The sequence below is a fragment of the Methanothermococcus thermolithotrophicus DSM 2095 genome (assembly GCF_000376965.1).
In the GTDB taxonomy this organism is placed as follows: Archaea; AGJL01; Methanococci; order Methanococcales; family Methanococcaceae; genus Methanothermococcus; species Methanothermococcus thermolithotrophicus.
The window spans coordinates 1-17,447 of record NZ_AQXV01000024.1; the positions used below are offsets into that span (position 1 = coordinate 1).

The 17,447-nt window shown below is 34.6% G+C and carries 19 protein-coding genes and 4 tRNA genes; 9 read left to right on the forward strand and 14 right to left on the reverse strand.

Annotated features, from left to right (window positions below; translation table 11 throughout):
* Nucleotides 1–303: 4Fe-4S dicluster domain-containing protein (locus F555_RS08885; protein ID WP_040682748.1), on the forward strand; the 303-nt coding region annotated here is incomplete at its 5' end.
* Nucleotides 304–330: 27 nt separating this feature from the next.
* Here the strand turns inward: F555_RS08885 and F555_RS0101040 are convergent.
* The 11 genes from F555_RS0101040 to F555_RS0101090 all read right to left on the reverse strand — a co-directional run bounded on the left by F555_RS0101040 (nt 331) and on the right by F555_RS0101090 (nt 9,981).
* Nucleotides 331–678 (reverse strand): helix-turn-helix domain-containing protein, encoded by a 348-nt coding sequence (locus F555_RS0101040; RefSeq protein WP_018153370.1) that lies wholly within the window; start codon nt 676–678, stop codon nt 331–333.
* Between the two features lie 65 nt (nt 679–743).
* Nucleotides 744–1,790, reverse strand: coding sequence for an mRNA surveillance protein pelota (locus tag F555_RS0101045; protein ID WP_018153371.1), 1,047 nt, complete (start codon nt 1,788–1,790; stop codon nt 744–746).
* A gap of 1 nt (nt 1,791) precedes the next feature.
* Nucleotides 1,792–2,211, reverse strand: a complete 420-nt coding sequence (locus F555_RS0101050; protein WP_018153372.1) for a Tfx family DNA-binding protein — start codon at nt 2,209–2,211, stop codon at nt 1,792–1,794.
* 293 nt (nt 2,212–2,504) lie between these two features.
* Nucleotides 2,505–3,725: a hydroxymethylglutaryl-CoA reductase (NADPH) gene (gene hmgA / locus F555_RS0101055; protein ID WP_018153373.1), complete on the reverse strand. Its 1,221-nt coding sequence runs from the start codon at nt 3,723–3,725 to the stop codon at nt 2,505–2,507.
* Nucleotides 3,709–4,869, reverse strand: coding sequence for a glutamyl-tRNA reductase (hemA, locus tag F555_RS0101060; RefSeq protein ID WP_018153374.1), 1,161 nt, complete (start codon nt 4,867–4,869; stop codon nt 3,709–3,711). The genes hmgA and hemA overlap by 17 nt, the downstream gene beginning before the upstream one ends.
* Before the next feature lie 4 nt (nt 4,870–4,873).
* A complete protein-coding gene (locus F555_RS0101065; RefSeq protein ID WP_018153375.1) occupies nt 4,874–5,482 on the reverse strand; it encodes a precorrin-2 dehydrogenase/sirohydrochlorin ferrochelatase family protein in 609 nt (202 codons plus the stop codon).
* 22 nt (nt 5,483–5,504) lie between these two features.
* Complete coding sequence (locus tag F555_RS0101070) at nt 5,505–6,611, reverse strand: glycosyltransferase family 4 protein (protein ID WP_018153376.1); 1,107 nt, start codon at nt 6,609–6,611, stop codon at nt 5,505–5,507.
* A 163-nt stretch (nt 6,612–6,774) separates the two neighbouring features.
* On the reverse strand, nt 6,775–7,368 hold the full coding sequence (locus F555_RS0101075) for a DUF655 domain-containing protein (RefSeq protein WP_018153377.1): 594 nt from the start codon (nt 7,366–7,368) through the stop codon (nt 6,775–6,777).
* Between the two features lie 264 nt (nt 7,369–7,632).
* Nucleotides 7,633–7,956, reverse strand: coding sequence for an RNA polymerase Rpb4 family protein (locus F555_RS0101080; protein WP_018153378.1), 324 nt, complete (start codon nt 7,954–7,956; stop codon nt 7,633–7,635).
* A 98-nt stretch (nt 7,957–8,054) separates the two neighbouring features.
* Entirely contained in the window at nt 8,055–8,351 is a 297-nt protein-coding gene (locus F555_RS0101085) for a 50S ribosomal protein L21e (protein WP_018153379.1), read from the reverse strand.
* Nucleotides 8,352–8,544: 193 nt separating this feature from the next.
* Nucleotides 8,545–9,981 carry a tRNA pseudouridine(54/55) synthase Pus10 gene (locus F555_RS0101090; RefSeq protein ID WP_018153380.1) on the reverse strand — a complete coding sequence of 479 codons (1,437 nt, stop codon included), beginning with the start codon at nt 9,979–9,981 and terminating at the stop codon, nt 8,545–8,547.
* A gap of 21 nt (nt 9,982–10,002) precedes the next feature.
* Here F555_RS0101090 and F555_RS0101095 point away from each other — a divergent pair, with 21 nt between their 5' ends.
* Together F555_RS0101095 and F555_RS0101100 are read left to right on the forward strand one after the other, a co-directional pair.
* Entirely contained in the window at nt 10,003–11,259 is a 1,257-nt protein-coding gene (locus F555_RS0101095) for a TIGR00375 family protein (protein ID WP_018153381.1), read from the forward strand.
* Nucleotides 11,260–11,413: 154 nt separating this feature from the next.
* The gene (locus F555_RS0101100; RefSeq protein WP_018153382.1) at nt 11,414–12,583 is read left to right on the forward strand and encodes an MFS transporter; all 1,170 of its coding nucleotides are present in this window, start codon (nt 11,414–11,416) and stop codon (nt 12,581–12,583) included.
* Here the strand turns inward: F555_RS0101100 and sfsA are convergent.
* From sfsA to F555_RS0101115, 3 genes are read right to left on the reverse strand one after another with little or no spacing between them, the layout of a single operon-like run.
* A complete protein-coding gene (sfsA, locus tag F555_RS0101105; RefSeq protein ID WP_018153383.1) occupies nt 12,562–13,284 on the reverse strand; it encodes a DNA/RNA nuclease SfsA in 723 nt (240 codons plus the stop codon). The genes F555_RS0101100 and sfsA overlap by 22 nt on opposite strands.
* Nucleotides 13,285–13,304: 20 nt before the next feature.
* Nucleotides 13,305–14,492 carry a cation:proton antiporter gene (locus tag F555_RS0101110; protein WP_018153384.1) on the reverse strand — a complete coding sequence of 396 codons (1,188 nt, stop codon included), beginning with the start codon at nt 14,490–14,492 and terminating at the stop codon, nt 13,305–13,307.
* A gap of 53 nt (nt 14,493–14,545) precedes the next feature.
* Nucleotides 14,546–15,022 (reverse strand): CBS domain-containing protein, encoded by a 477-nt coding sequence (locus F555_RS0101115; RefSeq protein ID WP_018153385.1) that lies wholly within the window; start codon nt 15,020–15,022, stop codon nt 14,546–14,548.
* 98 nt (nt 15,023–15,120) lie between these two features.
* On the opposite strand from F555_RS0101115, the gene F555_RS0101120 reads away from it, so the two are divergent.
* The 6 genes from F555_RS0101120 to F555_RS0101145 all read left to right on the forward strand — a co-directional run bounded on the left by F555_RS0101120 (nt 15,121) and on the right by F555_RS0101145 (nt 17,428).
* Nucleotides 15,121–15,768 carry a protein-L-isoaspartate O-methyltransferase gene (locus F555_RS0101120; RefSeq protein ID WP_018153386.1) on the forward strand — a complete coding sequence of 216 codons (648 nt, stop codon included), beginning with the start codon at nt 15,121–15,123 and terminating at the stop codon, nt 15,766–15,768.
* Between the two features lie 206 nt (nt 15,769–15,974).
* Nucleotides 15,975–16,874 carry a pyridoxal 5'-phosphate synthase lyase subunit PdxS gene (gene pdxS / locus F555_RS0101125; protein ID WP_018153387.1) on the forward strand — a complete coding sequence of 300 codons (900 nt, stop codon included), beginning with the start codon at nt 15,975–15,977 and terminating at the stop codon, nt 16,872–16,874.
* A 138-nt stretch (nt 16,875–17,012) separates the two neighbouring features.
* A tRNA-Thr gene (locus tag F555_RS0101130) sits at nt 17,013–17,086 on the forward strand.
* 90 nt (nt 17,087–17,176) lie between these two features.
* A tRNA-Pro gene (locus tag F555_RS0101135) sits at nt 17,177–17,254 on the forward strand.
* Between the two features lie 15 nt (nt 17,255–17,269).
* Nucleotides 17,270–17,343: transfer RNA gene (locus F555_RS0101140), tRNA-Tyr, on the forward strand.
* Nucleotides 17,344–17,354: 11 nt separating this feature from the next.
* A tRNA-Lys gene (locus F555_RS0101145) sits at nt 17,355–17,428 on the forward strand.
* Nucleotides 17,429–17,447 lie beyond the last annotated feature (19 nt).

Here is a 17,447-nt window from a genome sequence, read left to right on the forward strand (position 1 = left end):
ACAAACTACAATGTATGTATTGGATGTGGAAAATGTATAAAGGCATGTCCAAATGAAGGTAGGGATGTTAAAGAAGAAGGATTTATGGTGTATGTTGGAGGTAAGACCGGAAGGGAGGTAATAGAAGGAGTAAGCATGAAATTAATGAGTGTTGAAGAGATACTCAATTTAATAGATAAGGTATTGATAGTATACCACAAATACGCTAAAAAACCACAAAGAGAAAGATTGGCCGCAGTTATGGCAAGGATTGGAAAAGGAAAGTTCTTAGAAGAAGTTAAAGAACTTATGGAACAAAATTAAATATTTATTCATATTTTTTAATTTAAACTACTGTTTTTTTAACCATTCTTTTACACCCATATACCAATCGTCCAAAAGTTTTTCCATGATATCCTTAACTTTTTCAAATTCTACAGGTCGGTATATGTATTTATATCCAAAAGTCTCTGTTACTTTTTCTCTCTCTACCAATCCACAGTTTATTAAGCTTCTTAAACCTTTCTGCACCGTTGTTCTGTCTCGTCCAATTTTTTTGGCTATTTCATTTACTGGAGCTTCCTCAAGATTTAGGAGCTCAAAGTATATTCTAATCTCTATTTCTTGCAGGCCCAAAATACATCTCATTAAATCCTCTATTGTGAATTTCTGCATTCTAGCTACTATTAAGTTATTCATTAAATCCCTCCAATATTTTACTAAAATATTATTTTATAGGGTGGATAAAATTACAAAAAACTGTTTCATTCTATTGGAAACCTTAAAAGTGCTCCCACGCCTCCCAACGCCTTTAACTGCTTTCCGGCATCATGTTCGGTAGATATAATTACAACTTTTCCGCCTATATTTTCAACTGAGTTCATTAGGTCTTCAACAGCCCTTCTATTTTTTCTTATAAACTCGTCTGTAACTAAAAGGGTTTCAATTGCAGAATAGTTCATGGCATTTTTAACATCCTCGATACCATAGGATGCAAGTCCTTTTTTTGAAATTTCTTCCAAGAGTTTATTTACGAGTTGTGTTTCCTTGCTAACTCTTGCTTCTCCATATATTCTGTCAATTATCCCTGATTTTAAAATCTCGCTTAATCCGAGTCTTCCAGTATGATTTGTAGATTCAACAACCACCCTTGGAACTAAATCCCTATGCTTTTCAGATAGGTACTTTTGAAAGTTGTTTTTTCCAAATCCAGGACCTGCAACAAGGATTTTACCTTCAAATTCAGATATTGCGTTTACTATTTCATGATAGTAATTAAGTTTAGCCTGTTCATTCTGTTTATAGTCCAATTTTTTTGATACTCCTGATTTTATACTTACTAGTTCTTTTATTCCGTACTCTCTGACTAAAAATATATCAGCCTCACTATCATCCATAATTACTACCACAACTTTTGGTTTCTTTGAAGAATTCTCTGCATCTTTTAATCTCTCTAAATCCCACTTTTTCCAGTTCTTTTGAATTGAAACGTCCGTAAATGGTTCTATATCTATTGTATGATATGAACCAATTGGAATATCATCTGGAGCGTGAATTATCTTACCGCTGACTCTTAATCTATTGGTATCTTCGTGAAAATTTACCTTTTCAACTTTAATTCCTAGGAATACCTTTTTTTTAGCTCCCCTGTCTGCCCTTAACTTATCTCCCTTATCTTCAACTCTTCTTTCTGTAACTGCAGATACTACGTTGTATTTTCCGATAATGTGTGATAGGTGCCATAGATCATCAAGGTTTTCTGGCATCACCTTTATTATATTTTTTTCAGGAATTTCTTTAAGTATTCTCATATTATCCCTTATTTTCAGATGGATAGATGTTAATATCCCCATTTTCGAGGATGTTTATTATAAAAGGTTCCTTAACAATCCTATTTTCAATATATTTTTTCGCATTTTTATTGATAAATTCTATTACCTCTAATGCATTGTAGTTTACGTGGATGTTCTTTTCATCAGACTTCGTGAATACCATCTCTGGAATTTCCAGGACATCAGTGCCTGGGCTAACTTCTATCTTTAATGGAGCTATAATGTTACAATATATCCTCAAAGTGTTTTTTGCCTTCTCTACGTTTTCCCGGGCCCGCTTCTCTATCATACTTATGTTTGCCCGACTTGTGCCCATAACTTTTGCAATTTCATCTTGGGTGTATCCCTTTTTCCTCAATTCTAAAATTTTAATCTGAATATCTGTTAAAAACGAATCCATAGTGTCCCACCTTATATTTTTAAACAATTAAACAAGTTATATATGGAAACCTATATTATTTGTACAATAAAGTCATTCTAAAACACATATATTTATTTAAATTTTTTTAGTTTTGGATAATATTATATTAATTTAAATATATTATATTAATACTTATAATTGAGGTAGGAGTATACTGGATCTCGATGAAAACCTTTAATCTCTGATTTGTTAGGTTCCCTTGGATTTGCTCTGATTTCAATAAAAAATAATAAAATAAATATGAGCAATAGTAAGGGATAAAATATTGGTTCTTATCTGCCTAATTGGGCATGAGCTCTGGCTAGATGACCTACTGATAGAGCTCCTATTAAAGATAGTTCTCCAGCTAAAACTGTTGCACCAACTATTTCGGCGAACTTCAATGCCTTATCTCCACCATGGCATCCCAACAGTTCTAAACATTCCTTCTGAGTTTCTACCCTTGTACCCCCTCCAACGGTTCCAACCGGTACGTCAGGAAGTGTAACTGAGAAATAAACTCCATCTTCGGTACATTCTGCAACAGTTATTCCTAAACTACCTTCAACTATATGGGCTTCGTCCTGGCCAGTTGCCAAAAACAGAGCTCCTATTATATTTGCATAGTGTGCATTGAAACCCATTGAATTACTTATTGCAGAACCTATTAGGTTTTTGTACATATTTACCTGTTCGATCGCCTTTGATGTTGTTTTTAAGTATTTTTTTATCTCTTCTTCTTTTAAAAATACCTCTGCGATTATACTTTTTCCCCTACCTTCTATTAAGTTTATTCCAGCAGGTTTTTTGTCCACACAGGCATTCCCACTTAATGCCACAGTATGGATGTTTATATTTTCCTTTTTAAGTTCTTCTTCAATGAAATTACAGGCTTTTTCTGTGGCAATTGTCACCATGTTCATGCCCATGGCATCCCCGGTTTTATAAACAAACCTTGGATATACATATCTTCCAACTATTAAAATTGGATTTATGTCTATTAATTTACCATGTCTGGTGGTACTTTCTGCAACTTCTTTTATTCTTTGGAAGTTTTCTTTTATCCACTCCTTTAGTTTAACCGCATCAATTACAGATTCTGTTTTTATAACTGGAGCTCTGGTCATCTTGTCATCTATCACTCTAACCGTTACTCCCCCACATTTTGTTACAATACTGCACCCCCTGTTTACAGAAGCTACAAGAGCTCCCTCTGTTGTAGCTAGGGGCACATAAAACTCTCCGTTTGCATATTTTCCATTTATCTTTAAGGGACCTGCAAAGCCAAGCGGAATCTGAACTGCCCCAATCATGTTTTCAATGTTCTTCTTCATGGCTTCTTTTTCATCGATAGTATAGTGCCCAATGTGTTTGGTTTCCACTTGGGAGATTTTTTCAATGTATTTTCTTCTTAACTCAATGGCTTCTTTTTCCCCTACAAGGTCATCCAGTTGATATGGTTTTATTTCTTTTTTTAAAAGTTTTTCAAGTATTTCGTTATTTCCTTTTTCCATTTTTCCACCACATAGAGTTTGTTAAATCATCCTTGGAAACACAATGAGAGTAGTTAACAAAATCATGAATTATTCTCTTTGCGAATGCCTTTGAAAAATCCTCCAATACTTTTTCCGGATCTTTGCAATTTAACATTCTTAAAGCCTTTTGGAGTTCCCTTTCCCTTATATCCTCAATGTAGCTGTTAAAGTCTTTTACTATATCTTCGACCTTCATCTTTTCGAGCTGAGATATTAGGAGCTCATACTCCTCTTCAATAATTTTTTCAACCTTCGGAATTTCACTTTTTCTTTTTTTCAGATTTTCATCTGAAACAAGCCTTAAATCATCAATCGTGTAAAGTTTTATATTGTCTAGTTCCTTAACATCATCTTTAACATCCCTTGGATTGGCAATATCTACAATTACCTTTTCCCCCACATCTTCAAGGTCCTTCTTTTCCAATATGTAGTGTGGTGAAGCTGTGGCACATATTACAATGTCGCTGAAGTTAATGGCTTCTTTAAGCTTGTCGAAATGCACTGCCATACCTTTTAACTCTTTTGAAAGACGTTCTGCCCGTTCATAGGTTCTATTTGCCACTATGATAGCTTTAATGTTTTTTTCAATCAGTGCCTTTGCAACAAGTGTGCCGATTTCCCCTGCCCCTACCAGCAATACTTTTTTTCCACAGAGTCCAACGGTTTTTTCCACGAGCTCAACTGCAGCACTTCCTATCGATACTCCGCCTTCATTTATTTTTGTTTCCTTTCTAACCCTCTGTCCAACATGAATGCTTTTTAACAAAATGTTGTCCAGATATTTTGTAGTTTTTTTAAGTTCTCTAGCTTTAATGTAACTTTTTTTTATTTGGCCAAGAATCTGGTCCTCACCTACTATCATGGATTCAAGACCACAAGATACTCTTAAAAGGTGAATTATGGCTTCTTTTCCAGTTAAGGTATCAAAATATTTAAAATCCTCGACTAGCTTTTCTTCCTCTTTTTTATCGATACAATAGTTATCAAAATAGACCTCTATTCTGTTACAGGTCTGAATTAAAACACATTTATCGTATTTTTTATAAAATTCCTCTTCATCGAATCTCATCTTTTCAAGTAGGGGAATGGAGTATTTTTTATAATCAGCTTTGAACAGTAGCATACCTTCACCTATACCTCTCAATCAGCTTTAGGAGCTCTTCTCTGAATCTTTCGTTGTCGAATATTTTTTCAAGAATTTCCTTCCTAACCCTCTGATCAGAAATTGAATTTATGTTTTTCAAAAAATCCCGTACTGAGCTCTGAAGAATTAACTGGTCCTCATGATGTGTTAAGTAATTTTCAACAAGTTTTCGTACTTCTCTGGCTATTAATGGACTTTTTCCCTTGGTGTAAATGGCAAAAGACACGTCATCAATCTCACAATAGGCAGGTATAATTAGATTGATATCGTCCTCAAATGTGGAAGAATTAACGAGTTTTCTTAGATCCCTTGCAATTTTAACAATTCTTTCGTTGTTTGCTTTATCTATTGCAGTTACAATAATATCATAATTCTTAATTATATTATATAATTCTTTATAACTTAAGCTGTTTACATCGCAGTTTATAAATTCAACTTTTTCGTATTCCTTTTCTATATCGATTACATCCTTTGAATAAACGGTTATACTGGCACCAGATTTCAATAACTTTTTGACTCTTCTTTTTCCAACGTTTCCAAATCCAAAAACTAGGGCCTTATATCCTTCTAAATTAACAAAAATTGGTATCATGTTGCTCACGTATTTAGTAGAGTTAATGCATGGTTTTTAACATACTATTGTATATCCTATCGATTTTTTCAGCAGTATTTTCCCATGAAAAGTTTTTGGAAAATTCCTTACCGTTCTTACCTATTTTTTTTCTTAATTCATTATTGTTTATTAATATTTCTATTTTTTTTCTTAATTCATCAGGATTATTTGGCGGAACTAAAAATCCGTTGTATTCATCTTTTATTAATTCAGGAATTCCTCCAACCTTCGTGCCTATAACTGGTTTTCCACATGCCATAGCTTCAAGTAAAACCATGCCCAAACCTTCGGATATTGACGGGAGAACTAAAAAACTGCAGTTTCTGATATATTCGGCTGTTTCGTTCTGATTCTTCTTACCTAAGAGTTTGATGTTTTCAATACCCTCGTTGTTAATCTTATCTGAAAAATTTTTAAAGAGCTCCCCATCCCCTATTAATATAAATTCAAAATCCAAATCTTTAACACTCTCAATTAAAATTTCAATCCCCTTCTGCTTTACAAAAGAACCTACAAACAACCCGTAATTTTTATCATTTCCATTTTCGTAAAATAAATCAGTATCTACTCCATTATATACTACATCTATTTTTTTAGTTTTACAAGTGCATTTGCTTTTAATCAGCTCGTTTTTTAAGTAGTTGCTGACACATACCAAATTGTCACAATTTTTAACTGCATAATTAAAAAAATATTTTCCTACGGGGTTTTTAGATAATCTTAAAACATCACTACCGTGTAGGGTTAAAATATGGGGAATATCAAATTTTTTACTTAAAAAAGCACCTAAAAAGCCTTGAGGAAATGCATAGTGGCTGTGTATTAAGTCTATACCTTCATTTTTAATTATCTTTTTTCCAAGCTGATAACCTTTGGTAAAATAGCTTGGACCGCGGATTTTAGAGATATACGGAACTTCATAAACATAGACATTGTCAAAATAATACTTATTAAATTCATCTTCAGAGTGGGTATTGCCCTCACTCTTATAGTTTAGAATATGAAATTCGTAATCTCCAATTTTATTTAGGTTTTTTATTAAATTTTCAACGTGAATAGTTATTCCGCCCATATATGGATGATAAATAGTTGGCATCAAAATCTTCACTGTATCACCGAATGAAATGAGGTGAGCTACAAAATCCCGGTAGGGATTTTGTTCAATCACCGAGTGTAACGAGGTGAGCTATGAAAATCATGAAGTGATTTTCATCCAATCACAGGAAATAAAAAAATTAATGTAAAGTGTTTCGCTATAATTAATATATGAATTATTTAACATGGAGTCCTTCCTTCCATTTAACAAATAGGTAGTATTTTTGAGGCTCTTTTAACTCCCCCTCAATTCTCTTTGCTATGGCATCTATAATGTTTTTATGTACTCTTTCTTCAAAATCCTTGAAACTTTCGAAAGGTTTTACTTCCCTTTCCTCAATGATTTTCCACATGGATGTTTTTCCAATCCCAGGAATAAGTTGAAGGGAATGCAGTCTTGAGGTTATTGGGCCACATTCATTTAGGAATTTTATGAATCTATCTTCATCCTGTTTAACAGCTTCTTTTATTACATAAAGTAGTTCTGTTTTTGCAGTTGGTGTTAGTTCATTATATTTTAACATTCTTGAGACGTGGTCTACTTTATCTCGTTTCCCCTTCCCTATATAGACTTTTTCGGCCAATTCGGCAGAAACTTCATCTTTAAATACTAATTCCATGAGTACAAATTGTTTTTCACCAAACGCCTGCCCAATAGGCTTTCGTTGGTGAATTGGTCTTTTATCATCAGAATACCCGTACTCAAGATAGTCTAGAATATAGGCATAATCTTCAAATTCCATCTTCTTTTTACGGGCAGTGGTTCTCATAATTACACCTTGTATATTTAATATTTGTAAATTAATTTAAAATAATAATTAATATAAAATATCCCTTTAACACATAAAAAATTAATGACTTAAATTTAAAATAGCGAATCGTGTCGCAAATATTGAGATTTCAAGTATTCTATTTATTTAAGTTCCTTTACAATATTTGAGATCAACTATCTTATGACTGTGCCAAGAGTATGTAATCAATATGGCCAGCAATTCTTGCAAAGAGGCCATTTAGTTTTTAGTTTTTGTGATTGTTTACTTGTATTTGCATACTATATCAAGTATTTCTTCCATATTTTCTGGTAAATCTGATCTGTAAAATATCAATTTTAGATCCTCAACATCTTCAGGTAGTATATCGACTATTTTGAGAACAATTTTATCATCTAACCCAAGTTCTTTTAATTCATTAGCTAGTTTTTCAGCATCTTCTACGCTTAGTTTACTGAATTTTTCCAAGTAATCCAATGCACATCCATGTTCGTAAGATAAATCGTCAAAATTCGCTCTATTATTCATTATTTCTTTTGCATGAGCTATTGTAGTATATCTTTCGGAAATAATTTCCTTTCCTATCATAATATCCCCCAAAAAAGTAGTTGGACGAAAAGAGACTAAATGAAATCTGAAACCATTAAAAACGGTTTCAATACGTATTTAAAATAAATATATTGTAATTATGCTTTACATTCTCTTAAGTGCTGTGGTCTTACAATGATGTCTTTTAATTTTCCACCGTCTCTTACTCTAACTAAGAATGCTCTTCCTCTTTGTCCTACAACCATTCCAGTTTTACCGTGGAATTTTGGATGTGGCATTCCTTTCTGTACTGATGGGTCTAATATAACGTGTACTATGTCCCCTTCTTTGTACTCTTTTAAAGCTCTTGTGATTGGAAACAATCCTTTAGCTCTAGGGTGTTTTTTGAGTTTGTATCTTGTTTTACTTCTAAATCCTTCACTTTTTTGTGCCATAATCATTCCTCCTAAAAGTGTTTCATAGGGTGAAACCTGTAAAGGTTTCCATACTCACCTTAGCTTATGCTTAGGTGTTAATACTAATTTCTATATTTTTGCAGTAAAAACCTTGGTTTAGATGAGTATTCAAAAACCTTCGGTTCTCGACATATTTTCTTTTTTACATATATAATTATTTCTATTAATAAATCTATTCTTTATCATGGACGTCTAAAACATCCAGTACCTTACAAATGCACTTTTTACCTAAAATTTCAGAAACAGACGGGGATGTTCTTCCATCATCTCCACTTATGAGCTCCTTAATATACAAGCCGCCATCACAAAATATTTTGAGTTCAAAATTATGGTTATCTATTTTATGTGCCCAAACTTTATATACCTTACGGACTCTTACCAGATCTGCCCTTCTATGTGATACCCTTTTTGGAGTTCGCTGGTTAATGGTTAGGTTTTCGAGTTTTTTGGTCAACTGTGTTAACTCATCGTTACTAACTTCGTCCTCACATTCGACAAGTGCCAGGTAGGTTTTTTTATGAGCTTCGTTTTTGAAGAACACCACATCCTTTCTAACACCGTAAGATACATCGAGAATTTCGACTTTTCCACTTTTATTTACTTCTTCTGCAAGCTTTTCTAAATCTATTTTTCTTATTTTAGGTTCTTTTATTTCAAGTACAAAGGGCCTTCCATTCCCTAACATTTTTACATCTATATCTTCACGACCGGCTCCATGGAATGACTCACCACTGCCCTTTGTAGCCTTCATAAAAGGCTCTGCAACAATCTCTTCAACTGATGTTGGGTACTGCTTTCCTGTAAAGTCACATTTAGGACATCCTTTTCCCCTACAAGATCTACAATGCCAATGGGTTTGTGGAATTCCCCTTACTAACTTTCTATACCTTCCTTTAATAAAAATAGGGTTTACCTGTAGGTTTATCTTTTTATTGTACGGGTTTATTAATACCACAATATCTGGATTAACCTTATCGACTCTTTTTCCAGTTTTCGCAACTAGACGTTTTCCAATTTCTCTTCCGAATTCTTGCCTTATACTTTCAATAAATGGTGTTTCAAGTTCCTTCTCTAACTCTTTTATCTTTTTAGGTAATGTAGTACCAACTAAAAAAGCGTCATATTCATATTCTTTTAGGAGCTCAGCGGCTTTTTCAGATATTTCATTTAAATTTTCCTCATCAAAGATGTTTTTACACCAAGGGCATTTTTCCGGTTCCACATCCAAATTTACTTTTATTTCAGTTAACCCACTTTTGTAGACCTCTTTTAGTTCTTCTTTAATTTCCGTTATCTCCTTCAGTATTTCATCAGTTTTGGTTGTTATTTGATCTTCTTCGTTTTTCTGTTCGTCGTCATCTTTATTTTCTATATTTTTAGTATCTTTAATGTCATCATTTTTTTCAATACCTTCTATTTCCTCATTTATTTCACTCTTTTCAAGTTCTTCTTCTAAAAGCTTTAATCTAGCTTCTAATTCAATGGCTTTGGCTATCTTTAAGCCCTTACCTCGTTCTAAGTTTGTGGTGTGGAGTAACTTTGCATAGAGTCTTCCAAAGCACCTGTGACATAAAGGATATTTTTTTAAAATAGAATAGTTAATATTCATAAAACCTCACCTGGTGATTTGATGATTATAAATGCTGATTTACATATTCATTCCAAGTATTCAAAAGGAACTTCTAAGTATATGGATATTGAACATATATTAAAATATGGTAAGCTTAAAGGTCTGAGTTTAATAGGTACCGGCGACTGTCTCAATCCAAAGTGGCTCAATGAGATTAAAGAATATTCCGATGGAAAAACTGAAAATCTCCTTCTAACAACTGAAGTTGAAGATATTCATCGAGTTCATCATCTGATTTTTTTGCCAAATATTTCAAAGGTTGAAGAACTAAGATCCATTTTAAGTAAATACTCTAAAAATATAGATATTGAAGGAAGGCCCCATATAGTTTTGGACGGAAAAGAACTTTTGAATATTGTCCATGACGTAGGTGGTTTAATTGGACCTGCCCACTGTTTTACACCATGGACAAGTATTTACAAGTCATTTAATTCAATATACGATTGTTACGAAAAAAAGCCTGATTTTATAGAGCTCGGGCTGTCTGCAGATACTGACATGGCGGATATGATAGACGAACTTAGGGATATAAACTTTTTAAGCAATTCCGACGCCCACTCGTTTTATCCGCATAGGTTGGGAAGGGAATTTAACCAATTTGAAGTTGACAATCTTGGAGATTTTGAAGAAAACTTTGAAGAGGTTAAGAAGGTTTTAAAGAACAATAAAATAGTGGCTAATTATGGGCTTGATCCTAATTTGGGAAAGTACCATCTTACGGCCTGTACAAAGTGTTATTTAAGATACCATTTGGAGGATGCTGAAAAATTGGGATTTAAATGCGATGAATGTGGTGGAAGGATTAAAAAAGGCGTACTGGACAGGATTAAAGAATTATCGTTACGGAAGCCTTTGGCTTCCGAATCCGGCAGGTTACAAAAATCAGAGACTTCCGAACCCTGCGGGGATGATAATAATATCAACCATCCGGATTTTAGGCCCCCATACTATAAGGTAATTCCATTATCTCAAATTATATCCCTATCTATAGGAAAAAATATTGGTACAAAGTCTGTTGATGGCTTATGGCAAGAATATATCGAAAAATACGGAAATGAAATAGACGTTCTTATAAATGCGGATGTTGAAGAGCTCAGGGGCATAAATGAAAAAGTCGGAAGAACCATCGAGTTATTTAGAAGAAATAAAATATATATTTACCCCGGTGGTGGGGGAGAGTATGGAAAAATTATGAAGAATCGTCCAAAAATAAAATGGTATGAACCAAAGGTTACTTTGGACAAATGGATTGGTTAATATATGCTAAAAATAAAAAAATTTTAATTTTTAATTTAATTTATCCTTTACTGGGATGTTTATATCGGATTTGAAATAAGGCGCACCCATAAATTCAAAAAGTAGATATATATTCAAAACCAATAGAGTATTGCAACTTCAATTAGGTGAATTTATGGGAAAACCGATAGATGACATATTTGTAGTGTGGGTCACAACTTTTGTCACCATGCTTGGTGTTGGTCTTATAGCACCTCTTATGGCAATATATGCTCAGTCTTTAGGGGCTACCAATTTAGAAGTGGGCATAATTTTCGGTTCTTTTGCACTGGCTAGAACTATGGCTCAACTTCCTGTAGGTTCCCTATCTGATGTATATGGGAAGAAAATTTTCATGGTTATTGGAACTTTATTTTATGGTATATCAACGCTATTTTATAATTTTGTAAGTACCATAGCAGGGCTTTTGGTTGTAAGGGTGTTTACAGGTGTTTTTTCTTCGTTTATAACGCCTGTTGCAGGTTCTTATGTGGCCACCATAGCTCCAAAAGCCAGAATGGGGGAATATATGGGGGTTTTCAACTCTGCAATCACCTTAGGGCTTGGTGTAGGTCCTCTTGTTGGAGGTACTCTTGCGGACATATATGGAATTGAAGCACCATTTTACGTATGTGGTATTTTGGGGATTTTAGCATCTATTATAGCCTATACAAGGCTAAAAGACATTAATGTATATGGAGGTTCTGAAGAAAATAGTATCGGAGAAGTAATGAAAATAAATAGACTTTTCTCACTTGAATTTTTAAAAAATAGGAATTTTTTAGCTTCATTTATTATTAATGTATCAAATATGATGATAAATGCGAGTGTAATGGCTTATTTGGCATTATATGCTATCCAGTATGGTGTAACTCCAACCTATGTCGGGTTTATGATTGCAACAATGAATTTTTTAATGGCTTTCCTTCAAAAAAGATTTGGAATACTTTACGATAAGATAGGAAGCCGAGTAATAATCTTTGGAATTGCAATAATGGTGTCAGGGATATATCTGCTTTCAATGTCTGATTCTTTCATAAAGATGCTCTTCTCGTTAATAACCGCCGCAATTGGAGCTTCAATTTCTGCACCTGCGGTAATGTCTTTGGCAATTAACGAGATACCGCTTAATAGAAAAGGGGAAGCTATGGGGCTTTTCACGACAAGCATAAATGTGGGAATATTTGTAGGTGCCATATCCTCTGGAATTATTGCCGATTATTTGGGAATTACAAACATGTACAAGGTTGCGGCCTTGTTTTCCCTTATTGTAAGTACTGTAGGTTATTTGTTGATAGAAAAATAATAAAGCTCCCTACAGAGCTCCATTTTACCATTTAAAACAACTTTAAAGTTTTCATCTATTTTTATCTTAAATCCAACGTATTCAACCCCTTTTTTTAAAGCTTCAATGAATATTTCCCCAAACTCCTTATCCATCTCGAAGTTAGGGGAAAAACAGTCGCAATCCCTAAGTCCCATTATTAAAATTACAGATCCATATCCTTGTTCTTTAGCTTTCATGAGCTCTCTAATATGTTTCCTACCTCTTTCGGTTGGTGCATCAGGAAATAAACACTTGTTTAAGTTATTTAAATTAACCATTAGGTTACTTCCTTTAACTTCAACGTAGATTTTGTCATCAACTAAAAAATCTAACCTACTGTTACCAAATTTAACTTCTGCCTTAACTTTTTTAGGTTTGAATCCAAGTATTCCGTATTCTATGACTTTTTTAGCGATTTTTGAGTGCAAAGAAGTGTTTATTAAAATCCAATTTTCCATTTTAACGGCTAAAAGTTTGTAGTCTGTTTTTAACCCCTCTCTATTTTTTAAAACCAGAATTTCCCTGCCTTCCACCAATATTTCCTTTAATCTTCCAGTATCTGCAATGTGAAGACTGCTTCTTTTCCCATTTATTTCACAAATCCCTACAAACCTGTTTAACCTAGATATAAATCTAGCTTTTTCGATTTTTCCAAGTTTATTTAGGTCCAAAAGTTCCATAGTATTCCCTTAAATTCAACTTAAATTTCTAAAGCGTTTGTCTCATCTTTAAAAGCCCATTTTAGAAGTGGCGGAGTTATTAGAACCGATATTGTTATAAGTATCAACGTAGCTGCAATGAATTTTGGTACATTCTCCGGTAATATGGCTCCCGCCTGTATGGCCACCATCAAGTTAACCAATGCAATTTCTGTTCTTGGAATTGAACCTATCCCCATTTGAAGGGATTTTTTAATATCCCAACCCATTATATGAGCTCCAAATCCCCTTCCAATAACCTTACTTACGACTGCAATACCTGTTAAAACTATAGCTAAATAGATAGAATCCAAATTTCCAAAAACTGTTAAATTAAGCATTGCTCCGGTGTATACAAAGAATATTGGGATTAAAAAACCATACCCTATTGTTTTGATATCTTCTAGAAGGCTTTTACCTTCAGGGGTTTTTGAAAGGACCATTCCTGCTATAAGTGATCCTTCAATGGCCGCTTCAAACCAATTTTCAGCTAAAAAAGCAAACAAAAACATCATGGCAAGGGCCATTGAAAGAACTCCTTTTTCTACATGGAGATATTCTGAAAAATTGATATATTTGTTAACAAGTTTCCAGCCTAAAAATCCTGTTATTATTAAGAATCCCGTTATTTTTCCAATTAATCCTAAAATACTTCCTGAACCAACTGCAAATATTATTAAAATAATACCTAAGAAGTCGTCCATAACACTGGCACTTAAGGATGCAGTACCAACTTCACTTCTTAAAACCCCCATATCCATCATTACCCTAACGGTTATGCCGATACTCGTTGCAGTTAGTATAACTCCAGCAACAAATGATTCTTTGGTAGTATATCCCATAGTTGACAGTGCAAAATAACCCATTAATAAGGGAGCTATGACTCCAAAAATGGTGGAAACTGTAGCAACTTTTCCGGTTCTCTTAAGGGCCTTTAAATCTATATCTAATCCTCCAAGAAATAGGAGGAATATTATTCCCAACCTGGATAAAAAATCAAATATCTCATTGTTGTGGATTGTAAGATATTTTGGATCAACTATTCCAAAAAATAATAAGTTTCCCAAAATCATACCCATCAAGATTTCGCCTAAAACCCCCGGAAGGCCAAATTTTCCCATCACGTGGTCGCCTATTTTTCCTGCAATTAATGCAACACCTATTGTAAAGAGCACCCAGCTAATATCCATTAAAACCACCATCCCAAGCGTTAGCATGGGAATTAAAATTTATTTTTACATGATTACAAACATAAGCTCAAAAATTTGTCTATTAGTATTTTGAGGTTCACTTCCCCTACCAGTTTACCATCATCATCCACCACTCCCAATATTCGAACTCCATAGTTCTTCATTTTCAGAAGAGCATCCAATACTGTTTGGTTATGGTTTATGGTAAGTGCATTCTTTTCCATAATTTCTCTGGCTGTTTTAGCCCCGCCTATGATTGATCTAAGTGCAGAGCGAGTAGTCCCAATATTCATTTTATGTTTCTCAGGAGGTAAAAGAAGATCTATTACATTTAGATATTCGATTATTCCCAAAAGTTCCCTATCTTCTTCGCAGTTTATAACCCATACGTGATGACGGGTTCTTAGAAATTCCAAAACTTCAATAACCGATGAATCACAACAAACTATGGGCATTGAGGTCATTGGAGGTATTATATGTTTTAATTTTATTGAATGATATTTTTGAAGGGCAGTTTCCATATTGTCCATTCCACCACCACTTTGAGTATGGTATTTGTGATATTGATTTATAATCTATGTTACCATATGTTATATTATATACAATATTTGTACTTGTGGATGGTATCATGGTAATAAACGAAATGATTCCTATAGTGGAAAATTTAATGGCTGCAGGATATATAAAAAATAAAAAAGTTGCTGAAGCTCTTTTAAAAGTCCCTAGGCATAAATTTGTTCCAAAAGATTATGAAAGTTACGCTTATGTAGATACCCCTTTAGAAATAGGATATGGTCAAACTATTTCAGCTATCCATATGGTAGCCATTATGTGCGATATTCTTGATTTAAAAGAGGGTCAAAAGGTTCTTGAAGTAGGTACAGGCTCAGGTTATCATGCTGCTGTTGTGGCAGAGATAGTTGGAAAAGGGGGTCTTGTTGTTACAATAGATAGAATTCCAGAACTTGCAAAGAGGGCGGAAGAAACCTTAAGGGAGCTGGGATACGATAATGTTGTTGTGGTTTGTGGAGATGGTACTTTAGGTTATGAACCTTATGCTCCATATGACCGAATATATATAACTGCCTCAGGCCCGAAAGTTCCAGAACCTTTAATAGAACAGTTAAAGGACGGGGGAAAACTTGTGGCACCAGTTGGTGGATATACTCAAAATTTAATACTTATAGAAAAAAAAGGGAACGATATAATTGAAAAAAGCTTTGGGGAAGTTGCATTTGTCCCACTGGTAGGTAAGGAAGGCTGGAATATTCGGTAACTTTCATCGACATTCTTCAATTATATTAATGGTCATATACATGGGGATGGAGTCTATCATTTCGCTCAACGGTATGTTAAAGATAGGTTAGAACATATTTTTTATATATAATCAAACTTATGTTTAATAATTATGAAATCTTTGATTCAAAATTTTTGATACTCGACAAATCTTCGATTTGTTTCGAACACTCAAAGAGGGATATTATGAAAAAAGTAGGTACCGATCTTTTAAAAAGAGGATTTGCAAAAATGGTAAAGCACGGAGTTGTAATGGATGTTACAAACGCTGAACAAGCTAAAATAGCGGAAGAAGCAGGAGCTACTGCCGTAATGGCTTTAGAAAGAGTTCCTGCTGATATAAGAGCTCAGGGTGGAGTAGCGAGAATGTCTGATCCAGAAATGATTCTAGAAATAAAAGACGCTGTTTCAATCCCTGTTATGGCTAAGGCTAGAATCGGACACTTTGTAGAAGCTCAGGTTTTAGAGGCTATTGGCGTGGACATGATAGACGAAAGTGAAGTGTTAACCCCTGCAGACGATGTAAACCACATAGATAAAACACAATTTAAAGTTCCATTCGTATGTGGTGCAAGAAATCTTGGTGAGGCATTGAGGAGAATAGATGAAGGAGCTGCGATGATAAGGACTAAAGGGGAAGCAGGAACAGGAAACATAATTGAAGCTGTAAGACACATGAGGGCAGTAAATGAAGGTATTGCAAGAGTTGTAGGATACTATGAAATGGGATTGGACAGGGAATTAGTTCAAATGGCAAGAAACGAACTTAAAGTTCCAATAGATTTGATCTATGAAGTAGCTAAATTAAAGAGACTTCCAGTAGTTAACTTTGCGGCAGGAGGTATAGCAACACCTGCAGATGCTGCTTTAATGATGCAACTTGGATGTGATGGTGTGTTTGTAGGTTCAGGAATATTCAAATCTTCAAACCCTGAGGAAAGGGCAAAAGCCATAGTTGAAGCTACATACAACTACGACAAACCAGACGTGATTGCAGAAATTAGTAAGAACTTAGGAGAACCTATGAAAGGAATGGATATTTCAAAGTTGGAAGAAGGAGAACTTTTACAGGTAAGGGGAGATTAATTTCATAAGTGATTATGTATATTTGAGGTTCAGATCTAACAAGGTCTGGACCATCATGTTATATATTTTTTATATACACGACACCTCAACCGAAAAGTTTATATACTGGAATGCTGTTATTCATTTTGCAAACAAAATGCCTCGGTGGCTCAGCCTGGTAGAGCGCCTGACTTGTAATCAGGTGGTCGGGGGTTCGAATCCCCCCCGGGGCTTGAGCTTTTACCTTGGAGCTCAGAGTGAACGAAGTTAGCGCATGGTTACAAACACGAAGTTGCTCAATCATGGAAACAAGATGTGTAATTGGGCCTGTGGGGTAGCCTGGTCCATCCTTTGGGATTTGGGATCCTGAGACCCCAGTTCAAATCTGGGCAGGCCCACCACTTATTTAGATACTACCCGCGGTAGTTCAGACTGGTAGAACGGCGGACTGTAGATCCGCATGTCGCTGGTTCAAATCCGGCCCGCGGGACATTTTACTTTGGGCCCGTAGCTTAGTCTGGTAGAGCGCCTGGCTTTTAACCAGGCGGTCGAGGGTTCGAATCCCTTCGGGCCCGTTTTGAATACAAACATTTA